Origin of the sequence: Paraburkholderia sp. GAS206C (genome assembly GCF_050435645.1) — a bacterium.
Taxonomy (GTDB): domain Bacteria; phylum Pseudomonadota; class Gammaproteobacteria; order Burkholderiales; family Burkholderiaceae; genus Paraburkholderia; species Paraburkholderia phenazinium_B.
Genome location: NZ_JBNDKR010000010.1, coordinates 92775 through 109658 on the forward strand (window position 1 = coordinate 92775; position 16884 = coordinate 109658).

Consider the following 16884-nt stretch of genomic DNA (forward strand, 5'->3'; position numbering starts at 1 on the left):
GTAGCGGTGTTCATTCGGCCACCTTGAAGTTGACCGGCTGGGATTCGCTCGCCGTAGCGGCTCGCTGGCGGTCTTCCCGCTGTCCCGCCAGTTGCCGGTACAGCGCGATGTACTGTGCCGCCATGCGCGCCCAGCCAAAGCCGGTCGCAAGCTCGTGGGCCGCGACACCCATCGCGCGGCGTACGTCGCTGGAATTCGCGAGCCGCGCAATGGCGCCGGCCAGGGCCTTCGGATCGTCCGGATCGTCGAGCACGATGCCGCACTCGGGCGTGATGATCTCCGCCCCGCCCGCCGTGCGCGCGGTGACGACCGGCAGGCCCGCTGCCATCGCTTCGAGCAGCGACAGGCTCATCGCTTCGTAGCGCGAAGGAAACACGAAGGCGTCGACCGAGTGCATCAGCACCGGCATCTCCTTCACCAGCCCGAGGAAATGCACCCGGTCGGCCACGCCAAGCGCGCGAGCCTGTTCCGGGTAAGGACTGCCTGGCAGGTAACCGGCTACCGCGATATGCACGTCGGGCGGTAAATGGCGCAAGGCCTCGAGCACCGTGCCGAGATTCTTGCGCGGTGTGCGCAGATCGCCCACGAACAGAAGCAGAAACGCGTCGCCCGGAAGATTGAACTTCGCGCGGTCGCCGTGGGCAGCAGCAAAGCCCTGAGTATCGACGCCGTTATAGATCACGTCGACGCGGTTGCGCGGCGTCAACCCGATCGCGCGGATCTCGTCGGCCACCTTTTGCGACACTGCCGTAATCACCCGCGAGCGGCGGTATGCCCAGCGCTCGAGCGTCGCATTGACCCGCGTATAGACGAACTGATACGCGGACCACACCCCTTTCGTCAGCCTGAACGGGTAGTACTTGCTGCCGAACCAGCCGCTATGCACGAAGTGTGCGGTGTTCACGTCGGCGGGCACCCACGTGATGAAGCCGTTGACGTGCAGCACATCGTATTCGCTACGGTGCGTGCGCAGCCACAGCGCGCTCCTGAAGGCGAATACCTGTTGGCGCAACAGATTGGTCGGCCACCAGCGGCCGATTTTCACCGGCACCCAGCGCACGTTCGGATGCGCGAGCAAGTCAGGGGCGACGTGCGAGGCGACGAGTGTGACGGCGATATTCTCTTCGAGGGCCGCGCGCGCGATCTCATGATTGACGCGACCCTGGCCGTCGTTATGGCGCACGACATGCGTGACAATGGCGACTCTCAATCAGGTGCCTCCGTGGAGAATGAGCTCTCGCATGCGCTGCTGCTTTTGCCAGTGCGCGGCGGAGAGGATCGAAAAAAGACTGATGAAAAGCAGCAGGCCGCCAGTACCAACCAGCGAATTGGTGAACACCAGCATCGCGAAGATCGCGAGCGAGAGACTTACCGAAGAAGACACGAATTTGTCGTCGCGCATCTTGAACGAGGCCAGCAAGGCCCGCACCATCAGCCACAGGATGCCGGAGAGGTATAGCAGCGTGCCTGGCCAGCCCAGCACGAACGGGATGTTCATCACGCCGCTATCGAAGTTGCCGTATTGGCCAAGCTGGCCGCCGTCGTTCGAGAGCTTCGTCGACGTGCCGGTCGCGCCCATGCCTTCGCCCGAAACGTCGGTGAACGCCTTCTGCGCAAAAGTCGCGTAGAACTGGTTACGCGCCGCATAGCTCTGGTCGTCCTTGAGATTCACGATACTATTCAGGCGCGTCTGCATCCGCTCGGCCACCGGGCCCACTACCAGCAAGGGCACACACAGGCCGGCCAGCACGATCGCACTGCCGACGATGCGCACGCGTACCCGGTTGTTCGATTTGACCAGCTGGACCAGCATGGCGACCACCCAGCCGCCCCACGTCGAGCGCACGAGGCTCAAAGCGAAGGCGAAGAAGCCCAGCACGGCGGCAATCCACCGCACGCGGTGATTCGCGGCCATCACGTAGACCATCGCGCCCATCATGGCGAACGCAAACGGACCCGACGAGTTCATCGTGCTGAAGACGCGCACACCCATCGGTACGGGGTCGCCTTGCGAGTTCATCTGCGAGCCGAGCATCCAGAGCGCGTCCCACGGCGGCATGATGACGAACTGCACCAGTCCGTAGCCGCCCATCACCAGCATGCCCCAGATGAAGGTGTTGACGATGGTGTCGCGAAACGCCGGATAGTTGCGCGTATTCGCCATGATGTGAAAACCGATCAGGAGCGGATAGAGCCAGTTGGCGAGGTCATAGATCGCCGCGAGCGGCCCGCTCGAGACAACGCCGACCATGAACGCGTAGGCGAGCCCGGCGAGAATCAGCAGCACCGGCAAGCCGCGCCGCTGCGCAAGCAGCGGGTAGTGGCGAATCAGCCCTATGCCGCTGATCATCGTCACTGCGAGCGGCGCAATCTGGATCAGGCTGGTGGGCGTAAAGCCGCCCTTCGACCAGTCGGCGAGACGCCGCACTTCGGGACTGAGGAACCACAGCCACCACATGAAGCCGACATAACGCGCAGGACTTCTGAAGTACAGCCACAGCCCGGTCATGGTGGCGAGCACCGGAAAGGCAAGCGTCAGCAGCGAGCCCTGGTGCGCCGCCACCAGTAGCGCGGTAATGAACCACAGCAGCGCGGGCGGCCCCCACTCCATCGGGTCGCTCTTGAGGCGGCGGACGGCGCCGCTTGCGGCGGCACGCGTGATCGTTGACATCGGTTAGAGGCCTCCGCGGGACTGGCCCGATGTCCGCACCTCGGTTCGCACTTCGGCGCGCGCCTCCGGACGGCCGTGTGGCGCCACACGCCGGCGCAGCAGGTCTTCGGTGATCCGCACATGTTGCATGGCGAAATGGTGCGTCGTCAGGTCGCGCGACAGCAGCTGTTCTGCAGCCGCCTGGACCTGGCGCAATGCTTCGGATGGCGAAGCAACCAGCCGGTCAACCGCCTCGCGCATGGCTTGCGAATCGAACGGCGGCACGTACGACGCAGCCTGATGTGAGAAGTAGTCCTCGAGCGCGCCTACGCCGGTGACCACCATCGGCTTGCCGAGCGCCGCAGCTTCGAGCATCACCGTAATACCCGAGGCGTGCGAGTTCGGCCGCAGCGGCACCAGCACCAGATCGGCCCAGTCGTACAGCTCTCGTGCTTTCTTCAGCCCCGCGGCAGGCGCGATATCCACATTCGGTGCGTGCAGCTTTGCCGGAATCTTGCGTCGCGTGGCGAGCCTGACGTGGTAGCGCGGATCGTTGCCGAACGCCTTGATGAGCGTTTCCCAGTCGCGATCGCGGTCGTTGCCGATGGCGGCAATCCGCACCGGCGTATGAGCCTGCCAATCGGCCGGCGCCTGCACCGGAAAGTCGCCGGTATTCAGACCGTAGTACACGTGGGTCGCTGCGCGCCCGAGGTAGCGCTGGCAGAGCTCGGCGTTTTCGCTTGCGAGCGTCGTCAGCACGTCAGCGCGCGCAATCAGCTTGCGATACAGCCAGCGCCGCAGCATGCCGTAGCCGGGCCACTTGTCGAGCAGCCACACGCTTTGTGCCAGCAACAGCGGCGGCGCGTTGCGGCGCCCGCTCAGCAGCAGCACCAGGGCAACCGACAGATACTCGTGCTCCGTATGCGTCCAGATCACATCCGAGCGCAGGATCTCGGCGCGATTGCGCCACGTGTGGATCAGATCGAAGCCGAGCACGGCCTTGAGGCCGCGGCGCAGCAGCCGCACCGGCGCGCTTTCGCGCGCATCCTGCGAATAGGTCAGCGCGAACTCGTCGGATTCGGCGTGGTGATAGCCATACAGGCAGCCGATATTCTCGCCCTTGCGATAGAAGCGCGGATCGGCTCCGTAAAACAGATGCACGTTGACTTTTGTGCTCATTCAGACTCCGGTCTGCAGAGTGACGCGGGGTGAAAAGGCCTCGGCGCAAACGGCCCGCCACTGTGGCAACCGATGGGCGAACGCATCGCGACGCGTCACGAGGCCGTCGCGCGGCGCGCTTCGTTTGCGCCCGTGCGCACCGCACGCCAGCGCGAGAGCCGCGTGCGGCCCTGCTTCGAGAGCAGTGCGAGCACGACGTGGGCGAAGCCGGGATAGACCTTGGTGCCCACCAGCGTGTACCACCACCAGGCGGCCTCGCGCCGCAGCGGCGGCAACTGGTCGCGCAGGATCAGATGCAGGTTGTAGGCGGCGTTGCGCACGGCCATCATGGTCTGCGCGTCGCGGCGGTCTTCGTCGAAACGCTCGGCGGGGTAATGATCGACCGCTACGCGCGGGTCGTACACGAGCTTCCAGCCGGCATGCTTCACGCTCATGCTGAACGCCATGTCGTTATGCGTCTGCGCGCCGGCGCCGCGCAGACGCGCGTCGAAGCGGATCTGGCTGATCGCTGCGCGCCGGTAGCTCATGTTGGCGCCCTTGAGCAAATCGACTTCGCGGGCGCCGCCCACGCCCAGATGGTGGTTGCCGATGATCTTGCCCGACGGCAGAACCTTGCCGACCAGCGGCCGTTCACCGTCGAGAATGCGGCCCTTTTCGTGCACCCAGTCACGGCCGCCGAGCGCACCCAGGCGTGAATCGCTCCCGAACGCGGCGGCGATCCGCTCGACCCAGTCGGGCCGCGGCGCGGCATCGTCGTCGGTGATGGCAACCACGTCGCCGCTTGCCACGTCGAGGCCACGATTGAGCGCGGCGACCTGTCCCGGCGTTTCGACCAGTGCCACCGAAAGCGGCAGCCTACCCTTGACCGCCGGATCGCGCAGGCAGGTGTGCGTCGCGATGTCGTCGGGACGGGCCACGACGACCACTTCGTCTGGGGCGCGCGACTGGCGCTGCAGCGCTTCGAGGCAGCGCGTCAGATCGGCTGGCCGGCGAAAGGTGGGAACCAGTACCGTTACTTTCATCGCGTCATGCTCCGTTGTTAAGCGCTGAGGTATTCCTGCACCGCCGCGTAGCCACGGTCGTAGCCACCGCGTGCGCGTTGCGGCATCGCGTTGAAAATGCCGCCCTGCACGTGCACGCCGGCTGCCTTCAGCCGCTTGAGGGAATCGGCGATCTCGGCTTCGCTATGCACCCCTGAGCGAAGCACGAAGAACGTCGAGCCTGCATATCCGCCGATAATCGACGCGTCGGTCACCGCCAGCACCGGCGGCGTATCGATCAGGATCACGTCGTAACGCTTGGCAAGACCTTCGAGGTATTGCGGCAGGCGCGGCGACATCAGCAGTTCCGACGGATTCGGCGGACGATGGCCGCACGAGATGAAGCTGAGGCCTTCGATGTCGGTGGCGCGAATCGCTTCTTCCAGCGAGATCTGTCCGCTCAGCAGCTCGGACAGCCCGTTGACCTGCGCACCGCCCACATAGCGCTCGAGCGCGCCACGCCGCATGTCGCCGTCGATCATCAGCACACGCTTGCCCGAATGCGCGAGCAGCACCGCGAGGTTGACGGTCAGAAAGCTCTTGCCGACTCCAGGCATCGGCCCGGTGAGCATGACGATGCGGTTGCGCGCATCCATCATCGTGAACTGCATGGAGGTGCGAAGGCTGCGCAGGCTTTCAATGCACACGTCCTTGGGCCGCGCATCGGCCAGCACCGAGCTGAGCCGGTTGCCGCCGCGCACGACGGAATGCTCCAGCACGGCCTGCTCCGCAGAGAGCGGCACGAGCCCGAAGATCGGCAGATGGAACATGCGCTCGACGCGCTCCGGATCGTCGATGCCCTTGAACATATTGCGGCGCAGGAACACGAAGCCGGTCCCGACGATCAGGCCGAGAATCACGGCCGCCGACAGGATCATCGCCTTCTTGGGCTTGACCGGCGTGCCCGGGCGCAATGCCAGGTCGACGATATGCACGTTGCCGCCCGTGCCGGCCCGCTGCACCGACAACTCCTGAATCCGGTTGAGCAACAGCACGTAGATGTCTTCAGCCACCTTGGCGTCGCGCTGCAACTGCACGGCCTTCACTTCGGTGGCCGGCAGATTGCGGAAGCGATCGCTGTATTTGTCGCGCTGCGTTTCGAGGTCGGCCATCTGTTCGCGCGCAGCCTTGATGAGCGGATGCTCGTCGCCATAGCGTTCCTCGAGCGAGGCGATCTGCAGGCGCTGGGCGGCGACCTGCTGTTCGTACTGGATACTGCCCTCCAGATAGACCTTCGCCTCATCGCTTGCATTGATCGAGCCGGACTCGCGCTGATACGCGGTGAGCGCCGCTTCCGCGCGTTCGAGGTCGCTCTTCAGACGCGGCTCCTCGCTCTTGAGGAATTCGAGCATCTTGGTCGCATCGGTTTGCTTCGCGGCGATGTGCTCGCGCAGATACGACTCGGCGAGTGCATTGGCAATGAACGCCGCATGCGCCGGGTCCTTGTCTTCCAGCGAAATCTCGATCACGCCGGTCTGCTTGCCCTGCTCCTCGACCTTGATCGCCGACTGGAACCCGGTGATGGCATCGAGCTCATTGGCGCGCACCACCGTGAATTCAGTGCCTGGCCGCGCGACCAGCTTGTTGACGAGAATCGTCACGCCGCCGCCCTGCTCCGTCTGGCCCGTCTCGCCGCGCAGCAACAGCTTGCCGTTCGGGTCGCGCAGCTCGTACGACGTAGGGGACAGCACGGTCATCACCATCTTCTTGCCTTCGAGCGACGGGTCGACCTCGACCGAATCGACCTCGGCCTGTTCGCCGCCCCACGCGTAGTTGTCAAGACCCAGCCACGGACGGGCCGGCACACCAGGCGTGGCGAAGTGCGCCGCAAGACTGCCGAGAAACGGAAAGGTCCTCGGCGCGACCGAGAAGTCCAGTTTGCCGTCGCGAACCACCGGGCCGACCACGCCACGGCTCTGGATCATCGCGATCTCGGCGTCGGTGGGCAGCGAGGTCTGGCCGCTCGAAATCATCGCGCCCGTCTGCGTCTGCGTGAGGGCCTGCGAGTTGTTGTCGGACTCCTCCACCCGCACGTACGCGTCGGCCTTGTAGGTCGGCTTGGCAAGGAAGCAGTAGACGCCGGCCATTGCAACGATCGTCATCGCGATGGCAAGCAGCCACCAGATGTCGTCGAGAATCACCTGCAATAGTTGACCGAGGACGACGTCCTCTTCTTCGGTCTTGGCCGGCGGGGCCATATACGGATTCAGTTGAGTGCTCACAATTCCATCCCGGTTGGGTCGCCTCGGACCCTGCGCTGTGCATGGGTTCGCATCACGCAGGATCTTCGGCAGTTTCAGGCGACTAGTTCGTCAGTTCCTTGATATAGAACACCGACTGGATCGCCGGCAACACCTGCTGGATGACGCGGTTGAAAGTCGTCGAAGCCGCCGTGCCGACGTAGACCACATCCAGCGGCTGCAGCTGGAACTTGGACGACAGCATGATGGCGTTGGGTTGGGTCATATCGAGGCGATAGACTTCCGGCGTGGTCGGATGGTCCTTCATGCCGCGCATCACGTAGATCTGGCGCGGGTTCGCGTCGGTGTCGAGAATCCCGGTGGCCTGGGTGAGCGCATCGGCAATCGTCAGGCGGCCTCGTAACATCGATACAGCCTGCGGCGCCTTGACCTCGCCCATCACGAATACACGGCTATCCACGCGGTCCGGCACATTCACGATGTCGCCGGCCTGCAGCATCACGTTCTGCCGCACGTCGCCGCGGTCGAGCACGCTATCGGCGTCGAGCACGTAGAGCTTGTTGTTGCGGGTCAGACGCACGCGCTGGATATCCGCAATCGAGGTGCTGCCGCCCGAGCGCGTAATCGCGTCGAGCAGCGTGAGCGGAACGTCGCTGATCGCGAGCGGCCCGGGCGTCTTCACTTCGCCGGTCACCTGAACCTTCTGGCTGCGGAACGACAGCACCCGCACATCCACCTGCGGATTGCGGATGTACGGCACCAGACGCACCGCCAGTTCGTTGCGGATGTCGCCCACCGTCTTGCCGGCCGCCTGCACGCGTCCGACGAACGGGAAGTAGATCGTGCCGTCCGGCGCAACGGTCTGGCCGTACGGGTCGGCCTGGCCCGGCAACGCCGTCGTGTACGGCTGCTGCACGGCGCCTGCGAGTGTCTGCGTGGTGTTGTCGCCGGTCGACAGCGTGCTGCCGCTCGGCGTCGTCAATTCAGGGTGATCCCACACCGTGATGCCCAGGATATCCTGCGGCGCCACGTGGTAGACGTATTGAGACGGGTCGGTGTACCGGCTGGGCGGCAACGGGCGCTGCTGCGCCGCTGCCTGCTGCGCCTGGGTCTGGGCATCGACCAGATCGCCGTCGATCAGATGGACCTGATACGTCTGGGCCGGCTTGTTCGACGAATCCTCTTTGAGACTCGAAGTGTCGAGGTAATTGCCAGGTGCGGTAGCGCAGGCCGACAGAAAAACCGTCAGCAAAAGAGCAACAGTAAAATTTCGATTCAGCATATTTTGTTTAGCCATCCCATGACCAACTGTTCGATGAGCACGAGGCTCGCGCGATATTCGTTTTCCGCCCTGCCATAGGGATCGACGACGTCGGCTTCCGTGCCGAGCGGAAAGACCTTGCCGCGCGCATCCGGCTCGAGTTTCTCGACGTCCTTGACCTGACGGTGTTCGGTGACGAGGATCAGGTCCGCGTCGCGCACGATCTGACGGTCGATGCGCCGCGACTGATGCATGCCCGGCGTCACGCCGCGCTCGGCGAGCAGGCGCCGCATCATCGGGTCCATGCCCCAGCCGTCGACCGCGCGAATGCCCGCCGAATGAAAGCGGATTGCCCGCCGTGCCTGCCCTTCGGCCTCCACGGCGCTGCGTTGCCGCGCCCTGAAAAGCCATTCGGCCGCAGGCGAGCGGCAGACGTTGGCATGACAGACAATCAATACGTTGGCTAACATAGGCGGACTCCTTCGCTGGAGGTCACTGCGTGGCGGCGGCACCGGCGGACCGGGCTGCGCGATTGTCGTGATGCGGATGATTCAGGCTGTGTGCAGCCGGCGTGTGCCCGGCGCCCTGCGCGTGCTGGCGGCCAATCGCGTGATACTCGATGCCGAGCTCCTGCATCGCCTCCGGCTCGTACAGGTTGCGGCCGTCGAAAATCAGCGGTGTTTTCAGGTGCTGTTTGAGACTGCCGAAATCAGGACTCTTGAAGACCTTCCATTCCGTCAGGATCACGAGCGCATCGGCGCCGCGCGCCACGTCCATCTCTTCGCTTTCGAAGGTAAGCCGCGCGTGTTGTTGCGGGACATGCTGCAGATCGAGCGCGAACACGCGCTTCGCTTCGTCCACCGCGACGGGGTCGTAGGCTTTGACGCGGGCGCCGCGTTTGAGCAGTTCGGCGATCAGCGGACGGCTCGGTGCTTCGCGCATGTCGTCGGTATTGGGCTTGAACGCGAGACCCCATACGCCAAACGTGCGGCCCGACAGATCGTCGCCCAGGCGCGCCACGATCTTGTGCGCGAGAATCTTCTTCTGCGTTTCGTTGACCGCTTCCACGGCTTCCAGAATGCGCAGGCCCTGGTCATGCTCGATCGAGGTCTTGATGAGCGCCTGCACGTCCTTCGGGAAGCACGAGCCGCCATAGCCGCAGCCGGCATACAGGAAGTCGTAACCAATACGCGGGTCTGAACCGATGCCGCGGCGCACGGCTTCGATATCCGCGCCCACGCGGTCGGCCAGGTTCGCCAGTTCGTTCATGAACGAGATGCGCGTGGCCAGCATGGCGTTGGCGGCGTACTTGGTGAACTCGGCCGAACGCACGTCCATGTACAGCGTGCGTTCGCGGTTGCGGTTGAACGGCGCATACAGGCGCTTCATCAGCTCGCGGGCCTTCTCGCCCGGCACGTCCTCGTCGCAGCCGAGCACGATGCGGTCAGGGCGCGTGAAGTCTTCGACGGCGGCGCCCTCTTTCAGGAACTCCGGGTTCGATACCACCGAGAACATGTGGTGCGCGCCGCGTGCCGCCAGTTCTTCGGCGATCACATTGCGTACCCGCACGGCGGTGCCAACCGGCACGGTCGACTTGTCGACGATCACCTTGAAGCCGGTCATGTGGCGGCCGATATTGCGCGCTGCCGCCAGCACGTACTGCAGATCGGCCGAGCCGTCTTCGTCGGAGGGCGTGCCCACCGCGATGAACTGGATGTCGCCGTGCGCCACCGCTGCGGCGATGTCGGTCGAGAACGTCAGGCGCCCGGCCTTGCGGTTGCGCGCGATGATCTCCTGCAGGCCCGGCTCGTGGATCGGTACGCCGCCATTGTTCAGCACGTCGATCTTGCGCTGGTCGAGGTCGAGACAGAACACGTCGTTGCCGATGTCGGCAAGACACGCGCCCGTCACGAGGCCCACATAGCCGCTACCAATGATCGTCACGTTCATGAATTACACCTCGGAGATATGAATGGTTCTGAAACCGGGCTCAGGCTTCTGCCTGCGCCCGCATGTGTCCGGTCCGCGCCAGGTACGTCTCTCAGTACGCGTTGCTGCCCACAAAACCCTTCCACAGCGTCAGCACGACGATCTTGATGTCGAGCCAGAAGGTCCAGTTCTGCATGTAGTACAGGTCGAGCTTCACGCGGCCCATCATCTTTTCGATGCGGTCGGTTTCGCCCCGGTAGCCGTTGATCTGCGCCCATCCGGTGATGCCTGGCTTGATGCGATAGCGGTGCATGTAGCCCTTCACCAGATCCTTGTAGATGTCGTCGTGTTCGAGCGCATGCGGGCGCGGTCCCACCACCGACATCTCGCCGCGCAGCACGTTGATGAACTGCGGCAGCTCGTCGAGGCTCGTGCGGCGCAGGAACGCGCCCACCGCGGTGATGCGCGGATCGCGCCGGGTCGCCTGGGTGATCTTGCCGGCCGTTTCGGCGTGCACTTTCATCGAGCGGAACTTGTAGATCTCGAACTGGTTGCCGTCGATGCCCTTGCGCTTCTGGCGAAAGAACACCGGACCCGGCGACGACAGCTTTACCATCACCGCGATAACCAGCATTAGCGGCGCCAGCGCGGTGAGCGCGCCGAATGCGAACAGCCGGTCGAACACGCGCTTGGGCAGCACCCGCAGATCGGTGATCGGCGAGGCCGCGAGGTTGATCGCCGGCACGCCGAGCAGATCGACCATCGGCTGGCTGAACAGCGTCAGGCTGCGCACGTCCGGAATGAAGCGGATGTTCACGAAGTCGTTGCGCAGCTCCATCACGAAGCGGTGAATCGTCTTCTCCTTCGAGATCGGCAAGGCGAGCCAGAGTTCCTTGATGGCGCGGCCGCGCACCAGCTGGATCATCGTGGCGAACTCACGCTCCACCGGCACGCCTTCGATCGCCTGCACCGTGTCCGGATCCTGATACGGATCGATCGTGGCGTCCTCGTCATAGACCACCACGGGGCTAAAGCCCGCCTCCGGGCGAATGCGCATCTGCTCGATCAGAAACTTGCCGTAGGGCGCGCCGCCGACGATCGCCACAGCCTTGTGATTGAAGCCCTCGCGGCGCAGCCCCTTCAGGATCGTGTAGACGAGCGCCTTGGTGATGATCAGCAGCACGATCGTGGCGACGGCCCAATACGCGAGCCACAGGCGCGACAGCAGGTCCGAGCGGTGCAGGCTGAAGCTGATCAGCACGCCGGTGATTTCCACCATCACCCAGCCGCCGCAGACGCGAAACAACAGGTCCATCAGCGGCTTGCCGCGCCACGACTGGTAGATGCCCAGCGCGGGAAAGAACACCACGACGAGCAGGCAGTCGAACGCCAGCGAAACGCTCTGCATGTCGTCCAGCCACAGCCATTTGCCGTTGTGCAGCGCTGCCGCGAGCACGGCGCCGAGCGCGACCATGGCGATGTCGATGATTCTCGATAGGACGCTCAGCATGCGCGGCACCTCAGTTGGTCAGTCAAGTTCCGTCCGTCAGATAAGCGGGCATGCACACCGCGCTTTACAAGCCAATTCAAAAGAGGCCTAAGTCAGAATGAGTGAATACCCGTACAGGACTAGATAAGGGGGCATTAAAAATCGCACTGCAAGATCGTAAAAAATCTCAAATTGTATCGGTCAGAAATGCAATATTTTTTCTGCATTATTTAGGTAATTTTTTCTGATTCGGAGGCTGTTTGGCGCCTCGACGGGGGCATTTCTAGCGTTTATCGGACAGTTTTCGGCAAAGTTTGCACGTCATGACACCTGTCTGTGCTGCCCCTTTTTTAGGCAGCCTGACCACCGAAAAAAATCCAGGACGTTTCTTTGCGAATATTTTTTTGATTTTTTGCTGCGCCGCAATAAACCATCAATTATTTCGAGATTTTTTGCGGGTTCTTTTGATTAGTTTTTTGGAACTTCGATTTATCAAGCTTTTATTGGCTATTTACGCCGTGATACAAATCGACGTACTCACCCAGCCCCGAGGAGCACATCACCATGACAGCAACGGTCACGGCATCCGTCGGCGACAGCCGGCAAGGCGCCGCCCCATCCCTGAAGGTCAAGCTGAAGGTTCATCCCGTCATCCTGGCGGGCGGCTCTGGCACCCGCCTGTGGCCCATGTCGCGTGAGCAGTATCCGAAGCAGCTGATCGGCTTGCTGGGCGACGACTCGCTGCTGCAATCGACCACCAGGCGCCTCGACGCGCTCGATGCCAGGCATCCGCTCGCCGATCAGCTGATCGTGGTCGCCAATGAAGAACACCGCTTCACCACCGCCGAGCAGCTGCGCGTGAGCGGCAAGGCAAGCCGGCTGATTCTCGAGCCGGCCGGCCGCGACACCGCGCCGGCGCTGACGGTAGCCGCCCTGTCGATCGCCTCGCAGGACGACGACGGCATCATGGTGGTCATGCCCGCCGACCACGCGGTCACCGATGTCGAAGCGTTTCACGCGGCAGTCGCCGCCGGCGTGCAGCACGCCTACGAAGGCCATATCGTGACGATGGGCATCGTGCCGACACATGCGGAAACCGGCTACGGCTATATCCGTCTGGGCGCACCGCTCGAGCGTGACGGCGCACTCGATGCGCACCGTCTCGACCGCTTCGTCGAAAAGCCGCATCTCGAACTCGCGCAGCGCTACGTCGAATCCAGGGAGTACTGGTGGAATAGCGGCATCTTCATCATGCGCGCCTCAACCTGGCTTGCGGCGATCAAACATTTTCAACCGGGCATTTACGAAGCCTGTGACGCGGCCTTTGCGGGCGGCAAGGCGGACGGCGACTTCTTCCGGCTGCAGCGCGAAGCGTTCAGCGCGTCGCCGTCGAATTCGATCGACTATGCGGTGATGGAACAGCTTGGCGGCGATCCGTCGGTTGCGACCGGCGTGGTTTTGCCGTTGCAGGCCGGCTGGTCGGATGTGGGTTCATGGGATGCGATCTGGCAGATCCTGCCGAAGGACGAAACCGGCAACGTGGGACGCGGCGAGGTGATGTTCGAAGGCTCGACGTCGACCTTCGCACACTCCGAAGGACGCCTGATTGCCTGCGTCGGCACGCAGAACCTCGTGGTTGTCGAGACCGCCGACGCCGTACTGGTGGCCGATAAATCGCGCGTGCAGGACGTGAAGAAGATTGTCGGCCGGATTCGCGCCGAGGGTGGCGCGGTGGCCGCGAATCACCGCAAGGTGCATCGTCCGTGGGGGCACTACGATTCCGTGGACAGCGGCGAGCGCTTCCAGGTGAAGCGCATTGTCGTGAATCCGGGCGCACGTCTGTCGCTGCAAATGCATCATCACCGCGCAGAACACTGGATCGTCGTGCGCGGCACAGCTCTCGTCACCCGCGGTGAAGAGCGCTTTATCGTCTCCGAAAACGAATCAGCTTATATTCCGCTTGGGACGACTCACCGCCTCGAGAATCCCGGCAAGATGCCGTTGGAAATGATCGAGGTGCAGTCCGGCTCCTATCTCGGCGAAGACGACATCGTGCGCTTCGACGACACTTACGGACGCCAGTAACCTTGACGGCGAATCACCAGCTATTGATGCGGATCCTGCGGCGGTTGCTCCTACCGGCCGCGGGCTGCTCTTTGGCTCACCCTGCGTGGGAGATGAGCTCTGAGGACATCGGGAATCGCTCGGACGTGCTGTTGTCGGCCGGCGTTTCGCTGGGGTAGCGGCGCAGCGGTGCGCGCAGTGCGCTGATCGGGCCATGCAAGGGACCGTGCAGCTGGCCATTGATAGGGCCGTTCAGTGGACCACCAAGCGGGCCGCTGATCGGACCATTTATTGGCCCATTTATCGGCCCACCAAGAGAACCGCTCAGATGATGGCCCTGCGCGTGGATGCCAGCCTGACCAACGTGGCCGTCATTCAGCTGGTTGTCCGCCGCCTGGCCGTTTTTAGCGCCACTCATCTGTCCTGCCTGTCCACGTGCTTGCCCAGCTGGCGGCGCGTCCGCATGCACGCCTGCCGAACTGACGGTGGGCACATTGGGCATCGTACGGGTGGCCGGCAAGGGCCGCGAATAACCTGCAGCGGCTGCGACACTTCCCGCACCTGCGGCAGCGGCCGACGACGCCGCACCTGCCACGTTCGCGACGGTTGCCACATTCGCCGCAGCGCCCACCGTGCGGTACTGCCGGTCGATCCATTGACGCGCCCACTCCAGCGCATACTCCTGCGCGCCATCGGGGTCGGCAAAGCGCGGGCCGACCAGACCGGAGCGCTCGACGCGGCGGCCGTCCAGCTCGATCTCCGCCCACGCGCGATACATGGCGCTCGGCACGCGTTCAGCCGCGACGTAGATCACGTAGCCGCGCCGGTCGACGACCTGCATGCCGCGCGCCGCAAGGCTCATCGGCAACGGACGTTGCGGAGCGTCCAGCGGATGGTCGCAGCGGCGCGGGACGGCGCCCAGTTCCGCTGCCCGGCTTACGGCCGGCTCGGTGCGCACGCCGACATCCGGCGGCACCGTGCCGGACAGCTGGCGCGTCATGTCGGCGAGCGGGTCGAGCGAGGGCCAGCCGCGCGTCGCATTGGCAGGCGTCTGCCACGACTCGGGGCTTTTCCACGACACGCCGCGCAGACTGTCGTCGCGCACGCTCACGGTTTCCAGTTGCGGCACGGGGTTCGCTGCAGCAGCCGGCGGCGATGCTTGCGGGACATACACGAAAGTGCGCCCGGTCTGCGACAGCAGCCGGACCATTTCGGCGAGCGTGCCGTTTACCTGCCATTCCTCAAAACGGCGACGGCAGGTCGGACCCGACGGATAGCGGCCTGGCAGTTTCGACCAGGGCTCACCGGTTGTCAGAATCCAGAGGACTGCATTTGCCACGATGCGTGGTTCGGCGCGCGGCCGGCCGCGTCGGTTGAGACGGACCGCCGGCTCATCGGAAACGAGCGCTGCGAGTTGCGCCCATTCGTCATTGCTTAGCTCATCGAAAAACATGCGGTTCTCCACGCAGCCTGGCCAGGCCGCGGCTTTGGACATCTCACGAATTCAGCGTTCACGATCCGTGTAGTGTCCTCGGTTGCACAAATATGTATTTACGTCCCGGCCGATTCGCGAATTTCGCACTGCGTTAGTGCGATTGTTCCCCACCGCGAAGCACAAAACGTGGTCTCACTCGTGCATAGGAGAAATTGTGCAGGAAGCATACCATCACCAGGGTTTCCGTGAATATCCCAAACACAAGTGTTACGGATGGAAACAAACTTGTGCTTTTTGCCGCGTTGATTTTCCAATAGCCGGGGCAGAAATGCCGTCAGTGGCAACAGCACAACCGTCTATCGCGCGGCACATCCACGATGAAAGAACTGCTTTATTTCAGCCAAATGAATACGGAAAAGTTTTACTGTTTTTTTATGGCCTGATAGACGTGTGTATCGGTACCGCAACACGTTGAGGGCGCAACGAGCCGGCCGGCGATTTGCTCCCGTGCCTCTGCGCGGGAGCACATTTGGGACCGCCGCGCAGCGTAGATCAGGTGACCGGATTCGCTGCGTGCTCACCCACCACCGTCATCCATCCACGCACGCGCCAGCGCGTAACGAGCCCTTCCCGCACGTACGGATCGGCGTTTGCAAAGGCTTCGGCAGCAGCCGGCGAATCGCCTTCGAACAGCAGGATGGCGTTGTCAGCCGGCTCGACGAGCGCTCCGCCAAGCTGTAGTTCGCCGCGCGCGACCGCGGCCCGCGCCAGTTTCAGATGCTCGTCGCGCCAGCTTGCCCGGCGTTCGAGATAGTCGTCGCAGAGGTCGTAGATCAACAGGTAATGCATGGATATCCCTCCTGAATTAGCGGATAAATATTTCCGGTTTAGCCAATCACGTCAATATTGCGGCTTTAGAATAACGGCGGAATTTTCTTCCGGATTTCAATTGAAACCGATCGAATCGAGCTTATACCAATGCGGGCGCGCTTCTGTTCACCGGGAAACTGTGACAAGGAAATTGAAAGGTGTTGTTATCGATCGTCATTCATTCTGTATTCCGAACTATCTGCGCATTTTGCTCATGCCAGGCGTGTCTTGAGTGTCATTGACGGGCGATCGCCGGCGGATGAGCGCCCAGGGAAAACCTGCCCCGCCGCCTGTCAACCAGCCAACATTGCCATCCGTTTTACCTGACAGCTTTGCCATAATAACGACGGCGATGGGCAAACGGATGCCTGTGACGCCCGGTTGTACGACTACCAATAACAGTTTCACTACCGATGGAGTGTCCCATGAAGATCCAGTCCGCGCTCGCAGCCCTCGTCCTCGGCGCCGTGTTGGCGTCGCCCGCTTTCGCTCAAAACAGTCAGCAGTCGAAGATGACCGCCTGCAACCAGCAGGCCGGCGACAAGAAAGGCGACGACCGCAAGGCCTTTATGAAATCGTGCCTGTCGGCGAAGCCGGCCGCCGCGCCGATGTCCCAGCAAGACAAGATGAAGGCGTGCAACACACAAGCCGCCGGTAAGAAAGGCGACGATCGCAAGGCCTTCATGTCGACCTGCCTGAGCAACAAGAGCTGAATCCAGGCGCTTCTGGGCGTTGTAGCGGAGGTGGCGCGGTTAGAACCGCGCCA

13 protein-coding genes are annotated in these 16884 nt (G+C 63.1%); 2 read left to right on the forward strand and 11 right to left on the reverse strand.

All coding sequences use genetic code 11. The features are described 5' to 3' along the window. Nucleotides 1–10: 10 nt before the first annotated feature. The 9 genes from P3T20_RS27145 to P3T20_RS27185 form a co-directional block, all read right to left on the reverse strand. Nucleotides 11–1210, reverse strand: coding sequence for a glycosyltransferase family 4 protein (locus P3T20_RS27145; RefSeq protein ID WP_429288371.1), 1200 nt, complete (start codon nt 1208–1210; stop codon nt 11–13). After that, on the reverse strand, nt 1211–2671 hold the full coding sequence (locus tag P3T20_RS27150; RefSeq protein ID WP_074264639.1) for a glucose-6-phosphate isomerase: 1461 nt from the start codon (nt 2669–2671) through the stop codon (nt 1211–1213). Between the two features lie 3 nt (nt 2672–2674). Further along, on the reverse strand, nt 2675–3829 hold the full coding sequence (locus P3T20_RS27155; RefSeq protein WP_429288372.1) for a glycosyltransferase family 4 protein: 1155 nt from the start codon (nt 3827–3829) through the stop codon (nt 2675–2677). 95 nt (nt 3830–3924) lie between these two features. Then, nucleotides 3925–4851 carry a glycosyltransferase family 2 protein gene (locus tag P3T20_RS27160; protein WP_429288373.1) on the reverse strand — a complete coding sequence of 309 codons (927 nt, stop codon included), beginning with the start codon at nt 4849–4851 and terminating at the stop codon, nt 3925–3927. Between the two features lie 17 nt (nt 4852–4868). Beyond that, nucleotides 4869–7067 (reverse strand): polysaccharide biosynthesis tyrosine autokinase, encoded by a 2199-nt coding sequence (locus P3T20_RS27165; RefSeq protein WP_429288498.1) that lies wholly within the window; start codon nt 7065–7067, stop codon nt 4869–4871. 106 nt (nt 7068–7173) lie between these two features. Then, nucleotides 7174–8352 carry a polysaccharide biosynthesis/export family protein gene (locus P3T20_RS27170; RefSeq protein WP_074264642.1) on the reverse strand — a complete coding sequence of 393 codons (1179 nt, stop codon included), beginning with the start codon at nt 8350–8352 and terminating at the stop codon, nt 7174–7176. Next, nucleotides 8346–8801 carry an exopolysaccharide biosynthesis protein gene (locus tag P3T20_RS27175; protein ID WP_074264643.1) on the reverse strand — a complete coding sequence of 152 codons (456 nt, stop codon included), beginning with the start codon at nt 8799–8801 and terminating at the stop codon, nt 8346–8348. The genes P3T20_RS27170 and P3T20_RS27175 overlap by 7 nt, the downstream gene beginning before the upstream one ends. A 22-nt stretch (nt 8802–8823) precedes the next feature. Continuing rightward, entirely contained in the window at nt 8824–10281 is a 1458-nt protein-coding gene (locus P3T20_RS27180) for a UDP-glucose dehydrogenase family protein (RefSeq protein ID WP_429288374.1), read from the reverse strand. Between the two features lie 91 nt (nt 10282–10372). Next, nucleotides 10373–11770 carry an undecaprenyl-phosphate glucose phosphotransferase gene (locus P3T20_RS27185; protein WP_429288375.1) on the reverse strand — a complete coding sequence of 466 codons (1398 nt, stop codon included), beginning with the start codon at nt 11768–11770 and terminating at the stop codon, nt 10373–10375. A gap of 543 nt (nt 11771–12313) precedes the next feature. Between P3T20_RS27185 and P3T20_RS27190 the strand changes: the two genes are divergently transcribed. After that, the gene (locus tag P3T20_RS27190; RefSeq protein WP_429288376.1) at nt 12314–13834 is read left to right on the forward strand and encodes a mannose-1-phosphate guanylyltransferase/mannose-6-phosphate isomerase; all 1521 of its coding nucleotides are present in this window, start codon (nt 12314–12316) and stop codon (nt 13832–13834) included. A gap of 76 nt (nt 13835–13910) precedes the next feature. On the opposite strand, the gene P3T20_RS27195 is transcribed toward P3T20_RS27190, so the two are convergent. Together P3T20_RS27195 and P3T20_RS27200 are read right to left on the reverse strand one after the other, a co-directional pair. Next, the gene (locus P3T20_RS27195; protein WP_429288377.1) at nt 13911–15266 is read right to left on the reverse strand and encodes a transposase; all 1356 of its coding nucleotides are present in this window, start codon (nt 15264–15266) and stop codon (nt 13911–13913) included. 534 nt (nt 15267–15800) lie between these two features. Then, nucleotides 15801–16097, reverse strand: coding sequence for a YciI-like protein (locus tag P3T20_RS27200; protein ID WP_429288378.1), 297 nt, complete (start codon nt 16095–16097; stop codon nt 15801–15803). A gap of 446 nt (nt 16098–16543) precedes the next feature. Between P3T20_RS27200 and P3T20_RS27205 the strand changes: the two genes are divergently transcribed. Next, nucleotides 16544–16831, forward strand: coding sequence for a PsiF family protein (locus P3T20_RS27205; protein ID WP_074264649.1), 288 nt, complete (start codon nt 16544–16546; stop codon nt 16829–16831). Nucleotides 16832–16884: the final 53 nt, after the last annotated feature.